This window comes from Paraburkholderia sp. EG287B (assembly GCF_040965595.1).
GTDB lineage: Bacteria > Pseudomonadota > Gammaproteobacteria > Burkholderiales > Burkholderiaceae > Paraburkholderia.
In genome coordinates, this window is the sequence record NZ_JBFRCG010000007.1 from 259223 (window position 1) to 277805 (window position 18583).

Below are 18583 nucleotides of genomic sequence, written 5' to 3' on the forward strand. Positions count from 1 at the left end.
GAAGGCGCCGCAACCAGGGAAACAGAAAAGAAATCGTCAAACCGTGGCTTGCGTCGGGCTCAGTTCAGCTTTGTGACCGGCGCAACGGCCGCCGGATCGCTGATGCTCGGCCGGCCGTTCTCGATGTGTCCGGCGAAGCGCCAGGCGAACGTCGCGTCGTCGCGGCTCGTGACCGTGAGGTCGTACCAGTGATGGCTCGAGGCGAGGACCCAGACTTCGTCGATCTGCGCGCCGGCCGGCACGACCACGTTGCGCTCGTGCGCGCCATAGGCGTTGTCGCTCACGTTCAGGTGCGCGACGCTGCTGCCCGCGTTCGAGAACCTGAGGAAGAGGTTGCCGTTGGCCACGTCGTAGTGTGCCGTCACGGCGGGCGCCGGGGCGCGGCCCGACCTGCCCGGACCCGATTGCGCGGCCGTGCCCGCAAAGCGGCGCACGAAGCCGTTCGGGCCATGCACCTCGAACGCATAGACGCCGTTCGTCACGGTGAGGTCCCACGTCTCGTCGAGCGCCTTGCCGGCTTCGACCGTATAGCGCCACGGGCCGTCGCTGCGGTTCGTGCCGTAAACGTAGAAGTGCGCGCCCTGGCGGCCCTTGTTCGCGAACGTGATCGACAGCGTGTTGTTCTGCGCTTCGGCCTTCCCGTTCACATGTAGCTCGTAGGGCAGCGCGCGCGCGTAGCGCACGCCGGGCTCCTGCGCGTCGATCGGCAGCGGCGTGGCCGGCACCGTGGGTGCCGAGTTGGCCGAACACTGGTTGTCGGCGAGCGCCATGTAGTTGCTCGTGTCGGGGAGCGTCGGCATCGTGGCGTCGGGCGTGCGGAAGTCGAAGCACGTGGTGAGGTCGCCGCACACCGCGCGGCGCCACGCCGTGATGTTGGGCTCCTGCACACCGAAACGCGCCTCGATGAAGCGGATCACCGACGTGTGGTCGAACACCTGCGAGCAGACGAAGCCGCCCTTGGTCCACGGCGAGACGACCGTCATCGGCACGCGCGGTCCGAGGCCGTAGGGCAGGCCGTCGGCGGTGTACTTGCCGCCGCGGCCCGCCGGGTTGATCACGTTGTGAATTTCGCCGTCCACGCTCACCGTCGACTTGCCCTGCGTGGACGTCGTGGGCGGCTGCGGCGGCACGATATGGTCGAAGAAGCCGTCGTTCTCGTCATACATGATGAAGAGCACGGTCTTGCTCCACACATCGGGATTCGAAGTCAGCGCTTCGATGATCTGCGAGGTGTATTCCGCGCCATAGGCCGGCGTGTACTTCGGGTGCTCCGAGAACGCGGCGGGCGGCAGCAGCCACGAGACTTGCGGCAAATTGTTCTGGAGTACGTCGTTTTTGAGGTCGGCGATGGTGCGCACCGTCTGCGCGCGCTGGTAGAGCGCCGAACCGGGCTGCGCGTTGATGAAGTTCGCGAAGTTCTGCAGGATGTTGGTGCCGTAGTTGCCGTTCAGCGGGTCGCTGCCGTTCGTGCCCTGCTGGTAGATCTGCCAGGAGATGCCGGCTGCCTGCAGGCGCTCGGGGTAGGTCGTCCACGAAAGCTCCTGGTACGTGGGCGGCACGTCGCCATCCACGTAGTCGTTGTTGTCCAGCAGCGGGCCGCCCATCGTGCCGGTCGGATCGACCATGCCGGTCATCAGATACGAGCGGTTCGGGTGCGTCGGGCCAGGCAGCGAGCAGAAGTAGTTGTCGCACACCGTGAAGGCGTCGGCCAGCGCGTAGTGGAACGGAATGTCCGCGCGCAGGTAGTAGCCCATCGTCATGTCGGTCTTGTACTGCGGCCACTGGTTGTACAGACCGTTGTTGATCGCGTACTGCGTCGGGTACCACGAGTGGTCGAGGTCGCCCACGCATTGCGCGCTCGTCTTGAACGTGTCGAGGTGGAACGGCAGCACGGGCTTCGTGGCGTCTTCCTTCGACGGCTGATACCACACCGGCAGGCCGCCCGGCAGCGGAATGGGCAGGCGGTCGTTATAGCCGCGCACGCCGCGCATATGGCCGAAGTAGTGGTCGAACGAACGGTTCTCCTGCATGAACACGACGATGTGCTCGACATCGCGGATCGTGCCCGTGCGCGAATTGGCCGGAATGGCCAGCGCATTGCGAATCGATTCGGGAAGAACGGTCATCGCTGCGGCGGCGGCGCCCGATTGCGCGACGGTCTGCAGGAAACGGCGACGGCTGTTTGACGTCATTGTTGCTCACCTTTCTGCTTGGGGTTGGAGTGTCGTGCCCCGACGGCGCACTGGCGCAAGGGCACGCAGGTGCAATGCTTCAATGGCTGGATGTTGCGGGACTGCTGGAATCGTTGCCGTTGCTGGCCTGGGTCTGCGCGTTGTCGCCAGGCGCGTAGCTCAGGACCGGCGTGACCTGGTCGCTGTCGGCGGCGAGGCTGGCCTGTGCGCCTTGCACGGGGTCGCTCGCGGTGTTCGCGGCGGTTGCCGCGTTCGCGCCATAAGCGGGTATGGCGCTCGGGTTCGCAGAGGTGTTTGTCGATGCATTCGCCGACGTATTCGCCGCCGTGTTCGTGTCGGTCGGCAGCGGCGTGATGCGCGCGCTGTTCGCCAATGGCGATTGCGTTGCGGCGCTCTGGCTTTCCGATGGATCCGGCGTCGACGAAGCCGCCGACGAGCCGTAGCCCGGGCCGCATGCATCGAGCATGATGGTTGCGAGTACAACGATCGCCGCGGTCGACAGGGTCGTCGACACGCGGTTTTGAAGGCGTATTCTCATGTGCGCATCCGTTCTGTGGGGATGGGTCGCGCACAGTTTCGCCGTCGATGAAGAAAGAATTGTGAAACGTACGAAAACGTTTGCATGCGATGAATTTCCTTTGCAAACGGACTACGCGGAAAGCATTCGCTGTCGGTTGCGAGCTAACGAAATGCTTTCACTTTGCGGAGTCGCTTTCGTGAGCGGGACGCAGCACATCGGTCGCGCGATGCGGCATCTCGACCTGATCGATCAGGAACACTTCGCCGCGCGAGTGCTCCGCGCGCAGCGGCAGGATCGCCTGATAGGCGCTGGAGCGATACCACGCGCGCGCGATCTCGCGGCTCGCAAATTCGATCATGATGAGGTCGCCGGAAAACTTGCCCTCGAGCCGCTCCGCGCGGCCTCCGTGAATGATGAAGCGGCCGCCGAAAGGGGCGAGCGTGGCGTCGATCTTCTCCAGATATTCGACGATGGCGGGGCAGGGTTCGACGTCGCGCAGGTGGGCAATGGCGTAGGCGGTCATGGCAGGTCTCGTGAGCGTGAAAGGGTGGGGCCACGCTTGCGAGAATAGGGCGCGCCGGGCACGGAATCGATTACCTGGGAGGTAAAGACCGCGGGTGCGGCGGGCTTAGGCTGAAGGCGTGCCGCGGGGTAAAATACCCACCATCCGCACTCCGGATCGAGACGCCTTCGCTTTCCGCCATCGCCGCCATGAACCCGTCACCCGAGAATAAACCCGCGCGCAAGCAGCCGCCCACGTGGCTGCTGAACACCCTCACGGCGCTCGTGGGCGTGCTCACGCTCGCGCTGGGTATCGGCTGGATCGTCTACAAGTGGGTCGTCGATCTGGAGATTCCGTACTTCGCCATTCCGCTCGTGATGTGCGTGCCGGTGATCGCCGCCGTGGCGTTCCGCAACATCTGGGATTGAGGCGCGCGAGCGCCTCCCTCATCCCCCGAAATCCCGCGAAGTTTCAAACGCCGAAGCGTTCCGCGCACGCCGCGCGCACGCGCTCCACGACGGCGCTCCACGCTTCGTTCATGCGCTGGCGGAACAGGCGCATCGTGCCCGGATACCACGGCGAGTCTTCGCGCTCGTGCATCCAGCGCCAGTCGAGGTCGTACTGCGGCAGCAGCACCCAGCACGGCTTGCCGAGCGACGCCGCCAGATGCGCCGTGGACGTATCCACGCAAATCACGAGATCGAGCTGCGCGATGATCGCCGCGGTGTCGACGAAATCGTGCACGTCGCTGCCGAGGTGCAGCAGCGGCAGGCTCGCAGGCGGATTCTGCGCTTCGTCTTCTCCCTGGCCTTTTTGCAGGCTCACGAACTGCACGCCCGGCAGGTTCCAGAGCGGGGCGAGCGCGGCCAGCGAGGGCAGCGAGCGGTGCGTGTCGTTGAAATGCTTCGGGTTGCCCTTCCAGACGATGCCGATGCGCGGGCCCGGCGCGAGCGTGGCGAGGCGCGCGCCCCAGTGCTCGACTAGCGCCGGCTCGGGCATGTAGACGAGCGGCGCGGGGATCGTCTCCAGCGTCGTGCCCAGGCGGTGGGGCACGCTGATCGGGCTCACCCAGTAGTCGAACTGGCCGGCTGCCGCCGCGCCGGCTTCATGGCCGAGCACGACGTCGATGCCGTCCACGCCGCGAAAGAGCCGCTGCAGCGGCGGCTGGCAGGCGAACGCGACGTGCGCCGCGCCCTGTTCCTTGAGTACGCGCGCATAGCGTCCGAATTGCAGCATGTCGCCGAGGCCGTCCTCCTGCCACAGCAACAGCGCTTTGCCGGCGAGCGGCTCCCCCTGCCAGGCGGGACACTGCAGCAGACGCTGCGTCGCGTGATGCACGAAGCCGGGCATGGTGTAGCGGCATTCGTAGCGCGCGAAGCCTTCTACGAAGCGGCCCATGCTGATGAGCAGTGTGGCGAGGCGGAATTTCGCATCGCCGTATTCCGGGTTCGCGTCGAGCGCGCGGCGGTAGCCGGCCTCCGCTTCGTCGAGCCGGCCGTACTCCTTGTGCAGGCTCGCGATATTGAAGTGCGCCTCGGCGAAATCGGGCCGCACGGCCACGGCTTCGTGGAGCACCTCGAACGCTTCGGCGCGGCGCCCGAGCGCCATCAGCACACAGGCGAGATTGTTATAGGCCTCGACGCGGCCCGGCAGGCGGCGCAGCGTTTCGCGGTACGCCGCCTCGGCCTCGGGCAGCCGCTCGAGCGTATGCAGCGCGACGCCGAGGTTGTACTGCGCTTCGGCGTGATTCGGCGCGAGTGCGAGCGTCTGGCGGAACGCCACCTCCGCCTCGGGCACGCGCTTGAGGTCGGTGAGCACGCAACCGAGGTTGTTCAGCGCATCGATGAAGTTGGGGCGAATCTGCAGCGCCAGACGAACCGCGAGTTCCGCTTCGGCGAGCTTGCCGGACGCCTTGAGCAGCGTGGCGAGATTGTTGAGTGCCTCCGGATACTGCGGGTGGATCAGCAGGGCCTGGCGAAAGGCCTCGGCGGCTTCATCGCCGCGCGCCTGATCCCGCAGCAGGGTGCCCATTGCGTTGTACGCCTTCGCATGGCGCGCATTCGCGGCGATGGCACCGCGAAACGCGCTTTCGGCTTCTGCGTGGCGGCCTTGTCCCTGCAGCAGGAGGCCGAGGTTGTAGTGGGCGTCGGCGTGCGTGGGACAGTGCGCGAGCACGGCGCGAAAGGCGGCTTCCGCTTCTGCGTGGCGCGTCTGGCGCTGCAGGACGACGCCCAGGTTGCTGCGTGCGTCGGCATCGGCGGGCGTGAGGCTCAGCAGCCGTTCATAGAGCACCTGGGCCTGATCGAGGACGCCGAGCGCCGCAAAGAGTGCGGCGAGGCCGCTGTACGCTTGCGCGAAGTCGGGCTTTGCCGCGAGGCAGCGCTGCCACAGCGCCTGGGCGCGCGCCGCGTCGCCCGTGCCCATCGCGCTCAGGGCCGCGAGATTGAGCGCCGGCGCGAGCGCGGCGTCGTCCGTTGCCCCGGGTTGGCCGCCGACATGCGGTTCGAGCAACGCGAGCGCGTCGGCGAAGCGGTGCGCTTCGCAGTGCGCATTGGCTGCGCGCAGGATGTCGTCGAGGGCGGGCGCGAGGGGCGTCGAAATGGTCACAGTGAAAATCGTAAGAGACGGGGCGCGGCGCGTGGGCGACACGGACAATGCGGCAGTGTCGAGATTACGACAGCTCGTGCTCAGTCAACGGCGCGAATTGAGCGCATCCGGTGCGCTTATTCGGGCGATAAGCGCATCTGGCCCGCAAAAGCTTGCAGATGGCTTGCAAAATGGAGCGAGCACCGGGGGTAGACCGTAGGAGGGCTTCGGGGGCGCTTGCGCGCGTAGAACGGGAGATCGTCACCGTGAGCCGATCTCCTCGATTGATTCGAATTCCGAACGATTCAACATCGCGCGCGCCGCACCGGGCCGCGCGCGATGCATCAGGGCACCAGGATTTGCCGCCCGACCACCTTGCCCTGCACGAGCGCTTCGAACGCCTCGTTGATTTCCGTGAGCGGCCGCGTGGAGACGGGCGAAGGCTGCATCTTGCCTTCGCGCATCAGCGTCACGAGTTCGCGCAGCTCGGGCAGCGTGCCCACGTAGCTGCCTTCGATCTTCAGCGGCCGCATCGGGATGATGGGCAGCGAGACCGTGAGGTCGCCGCCCATCAGCCCGACGATCACCACGTGGCCGCCGCGCGCGCAGGCGTCGAGCGCGAGCTTGACAGTGGGCGTCGCGCCCACGAGGTCGAGCACCGCGCGTGCGCCGCCGCCCGTTGCCGCGATGATCTGCTGCACGGCGTCTTCCGCGCGCGCATCGATGGCCGCGAGCGCGCCCGCCGCCAGCGCGGCTTCGCGCTTGGAGGGGTCCACGTCCACGACGATCGCGCCTAGTGCGCCCATCGCCTTGAGCACTTCGAGCGCCATCATGCCAAGGCCGCCCGCGCCGATCACGACCACGGGGCCTTCGTGGATGCGCGCGCCGAACTTCTTCACGGCCGAATACGTCGTCACGCCCGCGCAGGCGAGCGGCGCGGCCTTGACGGGATCGAGGCCGGCGAGATCCACGAGATAGCGCGGATGCGGCACGATCACGTAATCCGCAAAGCCGCCGTCGCGCAGCACGCCGAGCGACTGCGGCTTCGCGCAGATATTCTCTTCGCCGCGCTGGCAGGCCGCGCATGCGCCGCAGCCGATCCACGGATGCACGACTGCCGCCGTGCCTGCCGCGAGCGCCTCCGGCGCGCCTTGCGCGTCGGGGCCGAGCGCCGCGACCTCGCCACAGATTTCATGGCTCGGCGTGAGCGGCAGCTTGATGCCGCGGTCGGCGAGCGAGAGCTTCTTGCCGCCGCCCAGGTCGTAATAGCCTTCCCAGATGTGCAGATCGGAATGGCACAGGCCCGCGGCCTTCACACGCAGCAATACCTCGGTGCCTTTGGGCTCGGGCACGTCGCGCTCGACCAGTTCGAGCGGCTTGCCGTGATGGATAACGCAGTAACAGCGCATTTGCATCGATGTCTCCGTGAGTGTTGTGTACGGCGGCCATGCCCGCCCAGACGATTGCGGCGTCTTTGCATCATAGCCGATGCGATCTAAATTCGTCCGGTCGTTCTATTTTGTGCTGCTGTGCGCTTGATTTGTCAGCGGGCAGACATGCGCTTTCTGCGCAGATCGTTGCATAGCTAACTATATTGGGTTATCCTGTGCCCATGTTCGATCATTGCCTTTACTTCAACACCACGGCGCTCGCGCGGCGCCTGGAGCGCGAATGGGCGCAAGCCTTCGAGCGCTTCGAACTCACGCCGCCGCAGGGTTTCATGCTGCGCGCCGTGCTGGAGCGTCCAGGTTTGCCGCAGCGCGAACTGGCGGAGCTGCTCTCCATCGCGCGGCCCACGGCCACGCGCGTGCTCGACGGCCTGGAGGCGCGCGGCTACGTCGAGCGCCAGCGCACGGATGGCGACGGCCGCGAAGTGGCGATCGTGCCCACGGCGCAGGCCATCGCGATACGCGAGGCGCTCAATGCGGCGAGCGCGACGGTCGCGAGCCGCCTGAAGCGCACGCTCGGCGGCGAGGCGTTCGTGGATACGGTGTCGCGTCTGCGCACGGCGCGCGCGACATTGGGCTGATGTTGGGTTGAAATCGCGCGGCACGCGTTATGCGCAGCCACGCTTCAGAAGGGCATTAAAGAGTAGGGAGTGGCATCATGCGGCGCATCGGCGCTTTCTGTCTTTCAACCTGGCTTGCAGCCGCGGTTCTTTTTCTCGGGCGTCATTCAGTGCCGTTGATGGCGCTCAGCGGTGTGATCGTATTCGCCGGCTTCGACCTTTTTCGTCCGGATTCGGGCGATCAGTAATGCCAAAAACATGCTGCGAGCGCCCCGCATGCAGCGCGGCGCTCGCGGTCCTTCACATTACATCTCTTCGGCCCACGACATGTTCTCGCGCGCGAGCAGCGCCGACGATGCCGCCGGTCCGAACGTGCCCGCCGTGTAAGTGCGCGGGCGGTCGTTCAGTTCCTTCCAGCCGTCGAGAATCGGCTCGACCCACGTCCATGCGGCTTCCAGTTCGTCGCGGCGCATGAAGTGTGTGAGACGGCCGCGAATCACGTCGATCAGCAGGCGCTCATAGGCCTCCGCGCGGCGCTCGGGAATGGCCTGCTGCAGGTCGAGATTCAGGCTCACGGGCAGCATGTTCATGCCGCTGCCCGGCTCCTTCGCGAGCATCTGCAGCTGGATCGACTCTTCCGGCTGAAGCTGGATCACGAGACGGTTGCCGTAATTGCGCGGGCCGCTCGGGAAGATCGAGAACGGCAGGTCCGCGAATTCGATCACGATTTCCGACTGGCGCTTCTGCATGCGCTTGCCCGTGCGCAGGAAGAACGGCACGTTGGCCCAGCGCCAGTTGTTGATGTGCGCGCGCAGCGCCACGAACGTTTCCGCCTTGCTGTCGGGCGGCACGTTGTCTTCCTGCAGATAGCCCTTCACCGGCTGGCCGTCGACGGCGCCCGCCGCGTACTGGCCGCGCACGGTGTCGCGCGCGATATCGGCGAGCGACATGGGACGCAGCGAGCGCAGCACCTTGAGCTTTTCGTCGCGCACGGCGTCTGGGTCGAGCGAGACGGGCGGCTCCATCGCCACGATGCACAGCAGTTGCAGCAGGTGGTTCTGTACCATGTCGCGCAGCGCGCCCGTGTGATCGTAGAAGCCCGCGCGGCTGCCCACGCCCACCGTTTCCGCCACCGTGATCTGCACGCTGCGGATATACGGCGCCTGCCACAGCGGCCCGAAGATCGGGTTGCCGAAGCGCAGCACCATCAGGTTCTGCACCGTTTCCTTGCCCAGATAGTGGTCGATCCGGTAGATCTGCGATTCGGAGAAATGCCGGCCCACCGACTCGTTGATCTCCTGCGCCGAGGCGAGATCGTGGCCGAGCGGTTTTTCGAGCACTACGCGCGAGCTGCCGTCGATCAGGCCGCCCGCCGTGAGGTTGTCGCAAATCGTCGTGAACAGTTCCGGCGAAGTCGAGAGATAGAACACGCGCAGGGCATGCTCGCGCGACGCCGCCTTCAGGTTCGCGTAGTTGCCGGGATCGTTCACGTCGATGATCACGTACTGGAACAGGTTCAGATAGCGGTCCCACGCTTGCGCATCGAACGCTTTCGCGTCGATAAACGGACGCGACTGCTCTTCCATGAACTTGCGATAGTCGTCGATCGTCCAGTTCTTGCGGCCCACGGCGATGATGCGCGTTTCCGGCGGCAGGTTGCCGTGCAGGTGCGCCATGTAGAGCGCGGGCAGCAGTTTGCGCGCGGCCAGGTCGCCTCCGCCGCCGAAAATGATCATGTCGACGGGCTGTTCGGGCAAGGCTTGGGCAGGCTGATTCGTCATGGCAGGTCGGAGGTGACGCGCGCTCGGGCAACGTGGTTGAGCACGACCGCTAGCGCGCGGTTGCAGAACCCGCACCGGTCGCAAGAGCGGGGCGCGGCGAAAACGCTAATGGTGCATGGTTTCGCGCGAGTTTGCACGCATGGCGCGAACGAGGCGTCGCGCGAGACGCCCTGTCGTCGATAAACCGACCGGCCGTTCATGCATCCATCGCGCGGTAGCGAGCCGATCCTTACCCGAGCCCCGGCACCGCCACGCCGAAGGTCGTGAGCACCAGCACGACATTGAGCGTGAGCACCGCCGCCGCACCCGCCCCGGCTGCCGCAGCCGTGAGCGCGCGGTTACGATGGGACCCCATCACGTCGCCGCGGCACGTGAACCACACGAGCGCGGCCATCGGGAACGGCAGCGAGAGGCTCAGCACGACCTGGCTCATGACGAGCGCGTCGGTGGCGTTCACGCCCAGCGCCACCACGACAAAGCTCGGCACCATCGTCACCGCGCGGCGCAGCCACAGCGGAATGCGAAAGTTCACGAAGCCTTGCATGATCATCTGCCCCGCGAGCGTGCCGACCACCGAACTCGAAATGCCCGAGGCGATCAGCGAAACGAGGAAGATGCTGGCGGCCGCCGCGCCCAGCAGCGGCGCGAGCGTGCGGTAGGCGGTCCCGATTTCGGCGACGTCCGCGTAGCCTTGGTGGAACGCGCCGGAGGCCATCACCACCATCGCCATGTTGATGAGCCCGGCCACCGAAAGCGCGACCACCACTTCGACGTTAGAAAACTTCACGAGCCGCTTGCGCTCGGCGTCGTTGCGCGCGAGCACGCGCGCCTGGGTGAGCCCCGAGTGCAGAAAGAGCGCATGCGGCATGACCGTGGCGCCGATGATGCCGACCGCGATCGTCACGGCCTGCGCGTCGGGCAGGCGTGGCGTGGCGAGGTGGCGCAACAGGCTTTGCCACTCGATCGGCGTGATGAAAAGCTCCAGGATGTAGCAGATGCCGATCACGCCCACGAGCGCGCCGATCAGCAGTTCGAGCGGCCGGAAGCCCGCGCGCTGGAGAAACAGCAGCGCGTAGGTCACGACGGCGGTTACCGCCATGCCCGCGAACAGCGGCAGATGAAAGAGCAGCGCAAGGCCGATCGCGCCGCCGAGGAATTCGGCGAGATCGGTGGCCATGGCCGCGATCTCGCTCACGCCCCACATGAGCCACACGAGCGGCGAAGGCAGGCTATCGCGGCACAGCTCGGCGAGATTGCGTCCCGTGGCGATGCCGAGCTTCGCGGAAAGCCCCTGAAACAGCATGGCGATGACGTTGGCGAGCAGCACGACCCAGAGCAGCGCGTAGCCGTAGCGCGCCCCGGCCTGGATGTTGGTCGCGATATTGCCGGGGTCGATATAGGCCACCGAGATGACCACGGCCGGACCCGCGAGCGGCAGCAGAAGGGCGACGCCGCGGCGGCGTCCTTCGAGCGCTTCGCGCACCGCGGCGGCCGTGTTGCGGGTGAGGCCGTCGGGGGCGCGCTGCACCTCGTCATCGCGGGCGCGATGATCCATGCAACTTCTCACGCGTGCCGGGGTCTGATGGCGCAGCCCATCGCCCTGTGGCACGCATCGAGCATTTGTGAATACGTTGAAAGTGCGTCATCGGAATCGGGCCCTCACGCGTTAAGCAGGCAATCCGCGCGCCTGCCTTGGCGCTATCTCAGCACAAACCGGCGCGCCGCGCCTTCGCTGCTCTCTTTCCCTTACGAAATGCCTGAATTCCCGATCTTTTCGTTTACACCGGTCCGTATGAAGAAACCGTTCGCGACTGCGCTGCTGATGGGCGGCCTCGCATGGGGCGCACTCGCCCACGCCGACGACAAGGTCATCGTGCTCGACTCGGGCGAGGCGAAGCTCTCGCTCATCGACCAGGCAAGCCGCACCGTGGTCGGCACCGAGCCCACGGGCAAGGAACCGCACCACCTGATGATCACGCCCGACGGCAAGTCGCTCATCGTCGCCGATTCGGTGTCGAACGACCTGCTGTTCCTCGACCCGCATACGGGGCAGGTGCAGAGCCGCCTCGAAGGGATCGAAGATCCGTACCAGCTCGGCTTTTCGCCCGACCATAAATGGTTCGTGACCGCGGGCCTGCGACTCGACCGCGTGGACGTCTATCACTACGACGGCAAGAACCTCACGATCGCCAAGCGCATTCCGCTCGGGAAAACGCCGAGCCACATCACGTTCGCCTCCGACAACAAAACGGCATTCGTCACGCTGCAGGACACGGGCGAAGTGGCCGCCATCGACCTGCCGACGCAAACGGTGCTCTGGAAGCTGCACGTGGGCAACACGCCCGCGGGCCTGTGGATGACCCCGGGCGACAAGTACCTGCTCGTGGGCATGACGGGCGAGGACAACGTGGCCGTGGTGGACTGGCACAACCGCACGGTCGTGAAAAAGATCCAGACCGGCCGCGGCGCGCATAACTTCCGCAATCTGGACGATGGCAAACATATCGCCGTGTCGAATCGCGTGGAGAGCACGATCAGCATTCTCGACTACACGACGCTCACGAAAGTCGCCGACATCACGGGCCTGCGCCCCGGTCCCGACGACATGGAACTTTCGGCGGACAAGCGTTACCTTTGGGTGACGTTCCGTTTCGCGAAGCACGTGGGCATCATCGACCTGAATACGCGCAAACTGATCGATACGATCGCGGTGGGCCGCTCGCCGCACGGTATCTACTTCGCGAACAGCGCGCCGGTGTACGCGCCGAACCCGGATTGATTGAGGAGTCTCGATGCTCGATACGCTGATTTCGCAGGCCGACAACCTCGTTTCGTGGCTGCAGACGCTCGTCTACGTGGACGTGGTGCAGCCGATCTTCTACAAGGTCGGCCTGATGGGCTACGACGAGGACACCTATGACGCGCTCTACTGGGTGATCGTCGGCGTGCTGCAGATTTGCGCCTCGTATGTGCTGCTGCGCCCGCTCGAAGCGCTGCGGCCCGCGGAAGACTGGGGCGATCGCCGCGCGCTGCGCGCCGACGTCTGGTACACGTGGATCGCGAAACTCGGCATTCTGAACATCGCGTTCTTCTTTCTGCTCACGCCCGTGTTCAATCACTGGCAGAGCCTGATGGCGATCTACAGCGTGCCGAACATCGACGTGGACGGCCTCTGGCCCGGCCTGACCGACAAGCCAATCGTGTCGTTCCTGATCTATCTCGTCGTGCTCGACTTCGCGGGCTACTGGTATCACCGCTGGCAGCATCGCTTCGGCGTGTGGTGGGAACTGCACGCCGTGCATCACAGCCAGCAGCAGATGTCGTTGTGGTGCGACGATCGCAACCACTTCCTCGACGACATCGTTCAGGCCGCGTTCTTTGCGGGCATCTCGCTCTTTATCGGCGTGCCGCCCTCGCAGTTCGTCGTGCTCGTGGCCGTGAGCAACTTCATGCAGAGCGTGCAGCACGTGAACGCGCGGCTCGACTTTGGCTGGCTGCTTGAGCGCATCGTCGTGAGCCCGGCGTTTCATCGCCGCCATCATGCGATCGGCTATGGCCACGAAGGCACGCGCTACGGCTGCAACTTCGGCGTGCTGTTTCCGTGGTGGGACGTGATGTTCCGCACGGCGTCGTGGAACAAGGAGCATGAGCCGACCGGCATTCGCGACCAGTTGCCCGCGCCGCACGGCCGGGGCGCGAACTATGGCGAAGGCCTGCTCGCGCAGCAGTGGTTCGCGCTCGTGCGCATCGCGCGGCGCCTCGCGGGCAAGGGGTATCCGCTGGGGGACGCGGCGCGCTGAGCTGCGCGGCGTTCGTTGGAGTTCCTCGTGCGAGGCGGTCTTCGGGCCGCCTCGTTGCGTTTCGGGATGACGTTTCCGGATACCGACGGCGTGCCGGATGCGATAATCGCGCATTCATCCCCCACGCATGCATGATGCGCGCGTCAAAAGCGCAGTTGGAGAACATCTTGAGCCGTATCGACAATCCGCAGCACGACCAGGAAGTCGGCGTGGCCGACGCCACCCAGGACACGACCCGCATCGACGACACGCGCATCGGCGCCGTGCGCCCGCTCATCTCGCCCGCGCTGCTGCTCGACGAGCTGCCGGTGCCGCAGGAGACGCAAACGCTGGTCGAAACGAGCCGCAGCGAGATCGCCGAGGTGCTCGCGCAGCGCGACGACCGGCTCGTGGTGGTGGTGGGCCCGTGCTCGATCCACGACCACGACCAGGCGATCGAGTACGCGAAGCTGCTCAAGGCGAAGGCCGATACGCTCGAGGACGACCTGCTGATCGTCATGCGCGTGTACTTCGAGAAGCCGCGCACCACGGTGGGCTGGAAGGGCTATATCAACGACCCGCGTCTGGACGGCAGCTTCCGCATCAACGAGGGCCTGCGCGCCGCGCGCCAGCTGCTGCTCGACATCAACGCGCTCGGCCTGCCAACGGCCACGGAATTCCTCGATCTGCTGAGCCCGCAATTCATCGCCGACCTCGTGGCGTGGGGCGCGATCGGCGCGCGCACGACCGAAAGCCAGAGCCACCGGCAGCTCGCCTCGGGCCTCTCGTGCCCGATCGGCTTCAAGAACGGCACCGACGGCGGCGTGCAGGTGGCCGCCGACGCCATCGTCGCGGCGCGCGCGAGCCATGCGTTCATGGGCATGACGAAGATGGGCATGGCCGCCATCTTCGAAACGCGCGGCAACGACGACTGCCACGTGATCCTGCGCGGCGGCAAGAGCGGGCCGAATTACGATGCGGCTTCCGTGGCGGCGTGCTGCGCGGCGCTGGCGAAGGCGGGGCTGCGCGAGCAGGTCATGATCGACTGTTCGCACGCGAACTCGAACAAGGCGCATCAGCGCCAGATCGAGGTGGCGCGCGATATCGGCGAGCAGCTGGCGGGCGGTGACAAGCGCATTGTCGGCGTGATGATCGAGAGCCATCTCGAAGAGGGGCGCCAGGACCAGAAGCCGGGCGTGCCGCTCAAGCGCGGCGTGTCGATCACCGATGCGTGCATCAGCTGGGCGCAGACGGCCCCGGTGCTCGATGGGCTGGCCCAGGCCGTGCGCGAGCGCCGCAAGGCGGGGTGAGGGCGCTAGCGCCCCTTGCGCGAGCCTTTCTTCGCTGACGTTGCCCGCTGCGCCTCTTTCACCGGCGCCGCCACTCCCACGCTCGCATTCAATTGCTCGAGCCACGAAAGCGCATCGGCATAGGCGAGAAATTGCTGCAGGTAGCCCGGCGAAACCTCGCGCATCAGCGAGAGCGCGCGATGCACGAGGCTGCTCGAATTGAGCGGCCCCGCGTTTCTCGGCACCTGGTCCAGCGACTGCCGCAGCTGCTTTTCTGATCGCACGCGCGACCACGTCTGCCGGAAGTATTCGACCAGCTCCGGGTCCGGCTCGTGCCGCACACGCGTCGCCGGTTGGGCCGGTTCCACACGCGCGAGCGAATCGACGAGGCGGCCCAGTTCGCTTCTCTGCGTATCTGTGTCGAGCCCGTGCGTGATTTTCGATGCCTCGCGCGCGAGGTCGTCTGAAAAGGCTTTCAGTAGTTGTGCGAGTCGCGCGTCGAGGAGCCGGCGCGCTTCACCCGCGTGTGCGGAGGCGCGGCGTTCCAGCGCCTCGATGAAGTGAAAGCGCACGGGGTCGAGCTGGTCGGCGCCGCGGGCGCGCCAGGCATCGAGCAGGGCGCGGGCGTCGGGCGCAGCGGTTCGTTCGACCTGCAGGCCCGCATCATTGACCATGCTTGCCCTCGCCGACGGTCGGCCGCGGCACCGGCGCGATCTCCACGCGGCGGTTCTTCGCGCGGCCGGCTTCGTCCGTGTTGGCGCTCACCGGCTGCTCCGAGCCGAACGCGGCCGCGAACACCGACGACGCGGGAACGCCCGCGTCGATGAACGAGCGCGTGACCGTCAGCGCGCGTTCGGCCGAAAGCTCCCAGTTGTCGGCGAAGCGGCGGTTGCCTGCGTGGACTTGCTGGTCGTCGGCGAATCCGCTCACCATCAGGATTTCGTCGCGGCTCTTCAGATACGCCGTGAGCGGCCCCGCGAGGCTCTTGAGCAGATCGCGGCCTTGCGGCGTCAGCTGGTCCGAGTTCAGCGCGAACAGCACGCTGCCGCTAATGCCGATGCGTCCGTTCACGAGCGTCACGCGCCCCGCCGCGAGCGGGCCCGCGAGCGCCTCTTCGAGCGTCTTGCGGCGCGCCGTTTCGGCCTTGCGCTGTTTCACTTCGTTGGCGAGCCGGCTCGACAGTTCGAGCTGCATGCCGACCACGCCCACGAGGATCAGCAGGAACGCGCCCAGCAGCACCGACATCAGGTCGGCGAACGCGGGCCAGACCGGCGCAGCGGGGGCCGCGCCGCCGTCGATTTCGTCGTTCATGCCGCGTCCGCTCCGGCGGTGGCGCGCTGGCTCGCGAGCTGCTGCAGGTTCTCGACGATCTGCTTCTGCGACAGCATGCTCAGGTCGATGACCTCACGCGCCTGCGCCACGTAATAGGCGAGCTGGTCGTCGCTGCGCGCGAGCGACTTGTCGAGCGCGGCCTCGATGCGCTCCAGGTGCGCCACGAGCTTGTCGTTCGATTCGCCGAACACGCTCACGGCCGCGCCGAACGCGTCGCCGAGGCTCGCCACTTCCACGGCGCTGCCGCTCACCTGCGCGGCGATCGCGCCGAGCTTGCCGCTCTGGGTTTCGACGCTCGCGCTGAACTGGCCGCCCACGCGCTCGAGCAGATCCGACGACGTGGAGACGAGCGCGTCGATCGCCGAGCGCTGCTCGGTGGAGGCACGGTTCACGGCGTCGAGCAGCGTTTCGAGCGTGGCGAGCAGGCGGTTGCGCTCGTCGAGCATCGCGGTGTCGCGGACCATGCTGTCCGACAGTTTCTGGCGCAGCTCGGCGATGACTTCGGCCGCGGCCTGCGGCGCGGCCGACGCGGCCCGCACGAGGCTGCCGATTTCGGCGATCGTGCTGGCGTTATGAGCCTGCGATTGCGTGGTGATGTCGCTGGCGGCCTGGGCGAGCGTTGCGCAGATTTCCTGCTGGCGCTGCGCGGTGGCCGCGCTCGTGGCTTCCCATTCCTCGCGCAAGGCGGCCGACATCGTGGCAAGCGACGCGCTCCATGCCTCGAGGCGTTGCTCGTCGCGCGAGGAGATTTCCGCGTGCAGGTTCGCGGCGGCCTTCGGCGCGTCGGCGGCGGCGTCGACCAGACGATCGATCTCGGCGATCGTCTTGCTGGCGTGCTGCTGCGATTGCGTAGCGATTTCGTTCGCGGTCTGCGCGAGCGTGGCGCAGATTTCCTGCTGACGCTGGGCGGTTGCCGCGCTGGTTTCTTCCCACTCTTTACGCAGCCCGGCGGCCATCGTCGCGAGCGATGCGGTCCACGTTTCGATGCGCTGATCGTCGCGCGCGGAAATCTCCGCGTGCAGGGTTGCTGCGGCCTTCGGCGCTTCAGAGGCAGCTTCGACCAGGCGATCGATCTCGGCGATCGTCTTGCTGGCGTGCTGCTGCGCTTGCGCGGCGATGTCGTTCGCGGTTTGCGCGAGCGTCGCGCAGATTTCCTGCTGGCGTTGCGCCGACACCGCGCTGGTCGCTTCCCACTCCGTGCGCAAGGTGGCGGCCATCGCCGCGAGCGCTTCGGCCCAGCTCGCGAGGCGCGCTTCGTCGCGCGCGCCGAGCTTCGTCTGCAGGTCCGCGTGGGATGCATCGACCGCACGCAGCAGCGACGCCGCGTGCTGTTCGAACGCGGCCGCTGCCGTGGCGAGCGCCTGCTGGTTGCCCGCGGCGAGCTTCTCGCCGGCGCGTTCTTGTTGTTCGAGCGCTGCCTGCCACGCCTGCGACATCGTTCCCGATGCGCTTTCGAAGCGCGTCGACACGCCATCGAGCAGGCCTGAGGCACGTTGCTCGAAGCTTGCGTTGAAGCGCTCCAGCGCGCCGCCCAGGTCGGCGGCAAGCGTCTCATTGGTCTGGCGGTGCTGCGCGAGCGCACGGCTCCAGATCTCGGCGACGTTTGTCGTCGACGCCTCGAAGCCGCGCGAGAGCCCTTCGAGCTGTTGCTGCACGGCCTGCGTGAGCGCGCCCTGCATCGATGCCGATTCGCGCGCGAGGCCCGCCATGGTCGCTTCGACTACGGGCTGCAGCGCCGCGCCCGCGGCGCGTGCGCTTTCGGCGGCGCTCGACTTGAGCGACTGGCCCACGGAAGCCGCGAGGCGGCTCCAGGCGGCTTCGGCGTTTGCGGCAAAGGCCTGTTGGGTCGCGATCTGCTGTTCGTGCTGCGCGGCGCCCTGGCGTTCGATCAGCGTCATCAGCGCGCCGAGTTTGTCGACCAGCGCGGGCATGGCGTCGGCCTGGCGCTGCAGCAGCTTGAACGAGGCTTCGCGTTGATGGGCCGGCGAAAAGGCGCGCAGCGTCGTCGCGATCTTCACGTCGAGCTGCTGCCCGGCTTCGATGCGTTCACGGCGGCAAAGCGCCGAGAGCAGGCCGAGCATGGCGGAGGTGGCCACGCCGGCGATCGAGGTGCCGAACGCGAAGCCGAGGCCGTTCACCGGCGCGGCGAGCGACGCGCGGATGGCATCGAGGTCGGTGGCGCTTTCCAGCGCCGCGCCGGTGCCCTTGAGCGTGACGACCATGCCGAGCAGCGTGCCGAGCATGCCGAGCAGCACGAGCAGGCCCGTGAGATAGGGCGCGAGCGCCGGGCCCGGCAGGGCCACGCGCTCGCCTTCGATGCGCGCGCGCACGGCGTTGCGCAGACCCGGATGCAGCGTGTCGAGCCAGCCGGCCAGGCGCGCGGGCGGCGCGTTCAGTTGCGCGACGGCCCGGGCGAGCGTGGTCGTGGCCTGCTGGAAGCGATAAAGCTCCCAGGCGCCCGTGACATAGCACGCGCCGATCAGCAGCGTGACGGCGCTCGCAAGCGGGTTCGTGACCGCGTAGCCGGCGCCGATCCAGCACACGGCGGCGAGACCGACGACGAAGACAACAGGTTCAATGCGAAAACGGGACAT

Annotated in this window: 16 protein-coding genes; 6 read left to right on the top strand and 10 right to left on the bottom strand. The window is 66.8% G+C overall.

Features of this window, described 5'->3' with window-relative positions; translation table 11 throughout:
- Positions 1–59 precede the first annotated feature (59 nt).
- The 3 genes from AB4Y40_RS14525 to AB4Y40_RS14535 form a co-directional block, all read right to left on the bottom strand.
- A complete protein-coding gene (locus tag AB4Y40_RS14525) occupies positions 60–2192 on the bottom strand; it encodes a phosphocholine-specific phospholipase C (RefSeq protein ID WP_368688279.1) in 2133 nt (710 codons plus the stop codon).
- Between the two features lie 79 nt (positions 2193–2271).
- A complete protein-coding gene (locus AB4Y40_RS14530) occupies positions 2272–2730 on the bottom strand; it encodes a hypothetical protein (protein ID WP_368688280.1) in 459 nt (152 codons plus the stop codon).
- A gap of 157 nt (positions 2731–2887) precedes the next feature.
- Positions 2888–3235: a DUF1330 domain-containing protein gene (locus AB4Y40_RS14535; protein ID WP_368688281.1), complete on the bottom strand. Its 348-nt coding sequence runs from the start codon at positions 3233–3235 to the stop codon at positions 2888–2890.
- Positions 3236–3423: 188 nt separating this feature from the next.
- Between AB4Y40_RS14535 and AB4Y40_RS14540 the strand changes: the two genes are divergently transcribed.
- Positions 3424–3642 carry a hypothetical protein gene (locus tag AB4Y40_RS14540; protein WP_028206128.1) on the top strand — a complete coding sequence of 73 codons (219 nt, stop codon included), beginning with the start codon at positions 3424–3426 and terminating at the stop codon, positions 3640–3642.
- A gap of 43 nt (positions 3643–3685) precedes the next feature.
- Here AB4Y40_RS14540 and AB4Y40_RS14545 read toward each other — a convergent pair whose 3' ends face one another.
- Together AB4Y40_RS14545 and AB4Y40_RS14550 are read right to left on the bottom strand one after the other, a co-directional pair.
- Positions 3686–5821: a tetratricopeptide repeat protein gene (locus AB4Y40_RS14545; RefSeq protein WP_368688282.1), complete on the bottom strand. Its 2136-nt coding sequence runs from the start codon at positions 5819–5821 to the stop codon at positions 3686–3688.
- A 323-nt stretch (positions 5822–6144) separates the two neighbouring features.
- Complete coding sequence (locus tag AB4Y40_RS14550; RefSeq protein WP_368688417.1) at positions 6145–7209, bottom strand: alcohol dehydrogenase; 1065 nt, start codon at positions 7207–7209, stop codon at positions 6145–6147.
- A gap of 203 nt (positions 7210–7412) precedes the next feature.
- Between AB4Y40_RS14550 and AB4Y40_RS14555 the strand changes: the two genes are divergently transcribed.
- Both AB4Y40_RS14555 and AB4Y40_RS14560 read left to right on the top strand, forming a co-directional pair.
- Positions 7413–7829, top strand: a complete 417-nt coding sequence (locus tag AB4Y40_RS14555; RefSeq protein ID WP_368688283.1) for a MarR family winged helix-turn-helix transcriptional regulator — start codon at positions 7413–7415, stop codon at positions 7827–7829.
- A 77-nt stretch (positions 7830–7906) separates the two neighbouring features.
- Positions 7907–8056, top strand: coding sequence for a hypothetical protein (locus AB4Y40_RS14560; protein WP_324151143.1), 150 nt, complete (start codon positions 7907–7909; stop codon positions 8054–8056).
- 57 nt (positions 8057–8113) lie between these two features.
- Here the strand turns inward: AB4Y40_RS14560 and zwf are convergent, their stop codons facing one another.
- Both zwf and AB4Y40_RS14570 read right to left on the bottom strand, forming a co-directional pair.
- Positions 8114–9589, bottom strand: coding sequence for a glucose-6-phosphate dehydrogenase (zwf, locus tag AB4Y40_RS14565; protein ID WP_368688284.1), 1476 nt, complete (start codon positions 9587–9589; stop codon positions 8114–8116).
- Between the two features lie 229 nt (positions 9590–9818).
- Complete coding sequence (locus tag AB4Y40_RS14570) at positions 9819–11144, bottom strand: Nramp family divalent metal transporter (protein WP_368688285.1); 1326 nt, start codon at positions 11142–11144, stop codon at positions 9819–9821.
- Between the two features lie 237 nt (positions 11145–11381).
- Between AB4Y40_RS14570 and AB4Y40_RS14575 the strand changes: the two genes are divergently transcribed.
- From AB4Y40_RS14575 to AB4Y40_RS14585, 3 genes are all read left to right on the top strand, one after another.
- Positions 11382–12368: a beta-propeller fold lactonase family protein gene (locus tag AB4Y40_RS14575; protein WP_321927609.1), complete on the top strand. Its 987-nt coding sequence runs from the start codon at positions 11382–11384 to the stop codon at positions 12366–12368.
- Between the two features lie 13 nt (positions 12369–12381).
- Positions 12382–13389, top strand: a complete 1008-nt coding sequence (locus AB4Y40_RS14580) for a sterol desaturase family protein (RefSeq protein ID WP_368688286.1) — start codon at positions 12382–12384, stop codon at positions 13387–13389.
- A gap of 167 nt (positions 13390–13556) precedes the next feature.
- Complete coding sequence (locus tag AB4Y40_RS14585) at positions 13557–14678, top strand: 3-deoxy-7-phosphoheptulonate synthase (RefSeq protein WP_368688287.1); 1122 nt, start codon at positions 13557–13559, stop codon at positions 14676–14678.
- 5 nt (positions 14679–14683) lie between these two features.
- Here AB4Y40_RS14585 and AB4Y40_RS14590 read toward each other — a convergent pair whose 3' ends face one another.
- The 3 genes from AB4Y40_RS14590 to AB4Y40_RS14600 are packed head-to-tail and all read right to left on the bottom strand — an operon-like array spanning position 14684 to position 18583.
- Positions 14684–15331, bottom strand: coding sequence for a DUF2894 domain-containing protein (locus AB4Y40_RS14590; protein ID WP_368688288.1), 648 nt, complete (start codon positions 15329–15331; stop codon positions 14684–14686).
- A complete protein-coding gene (locus AB4Y40_RS14595) occupies positions 15321–15968 on the bottom strand; it encodes an OmpA family protein (protein ID WP_368688289.1) in 648 nt (215 codons plus the stop codon). Before AB4Y40_RS14595 ends, AB4Y40_RS14590 begins: the two co-directional genes overlap by 11 nt.
- Positions 15965–18583 (bottom strand): DUF802 domain-containing protein, encoded by a 2619-nt coding sequence (locus AB4Y40_RS14600; protein ID WP_368688290.1) that lies wholly within the window; start codon positions 18581–18583, stop codon positions 15965–15967. The genes AB4Y40_RS14595 and AB4Y40_RS14600 overlap by 4 nt, the downstream gene beginning before the upstream one ends.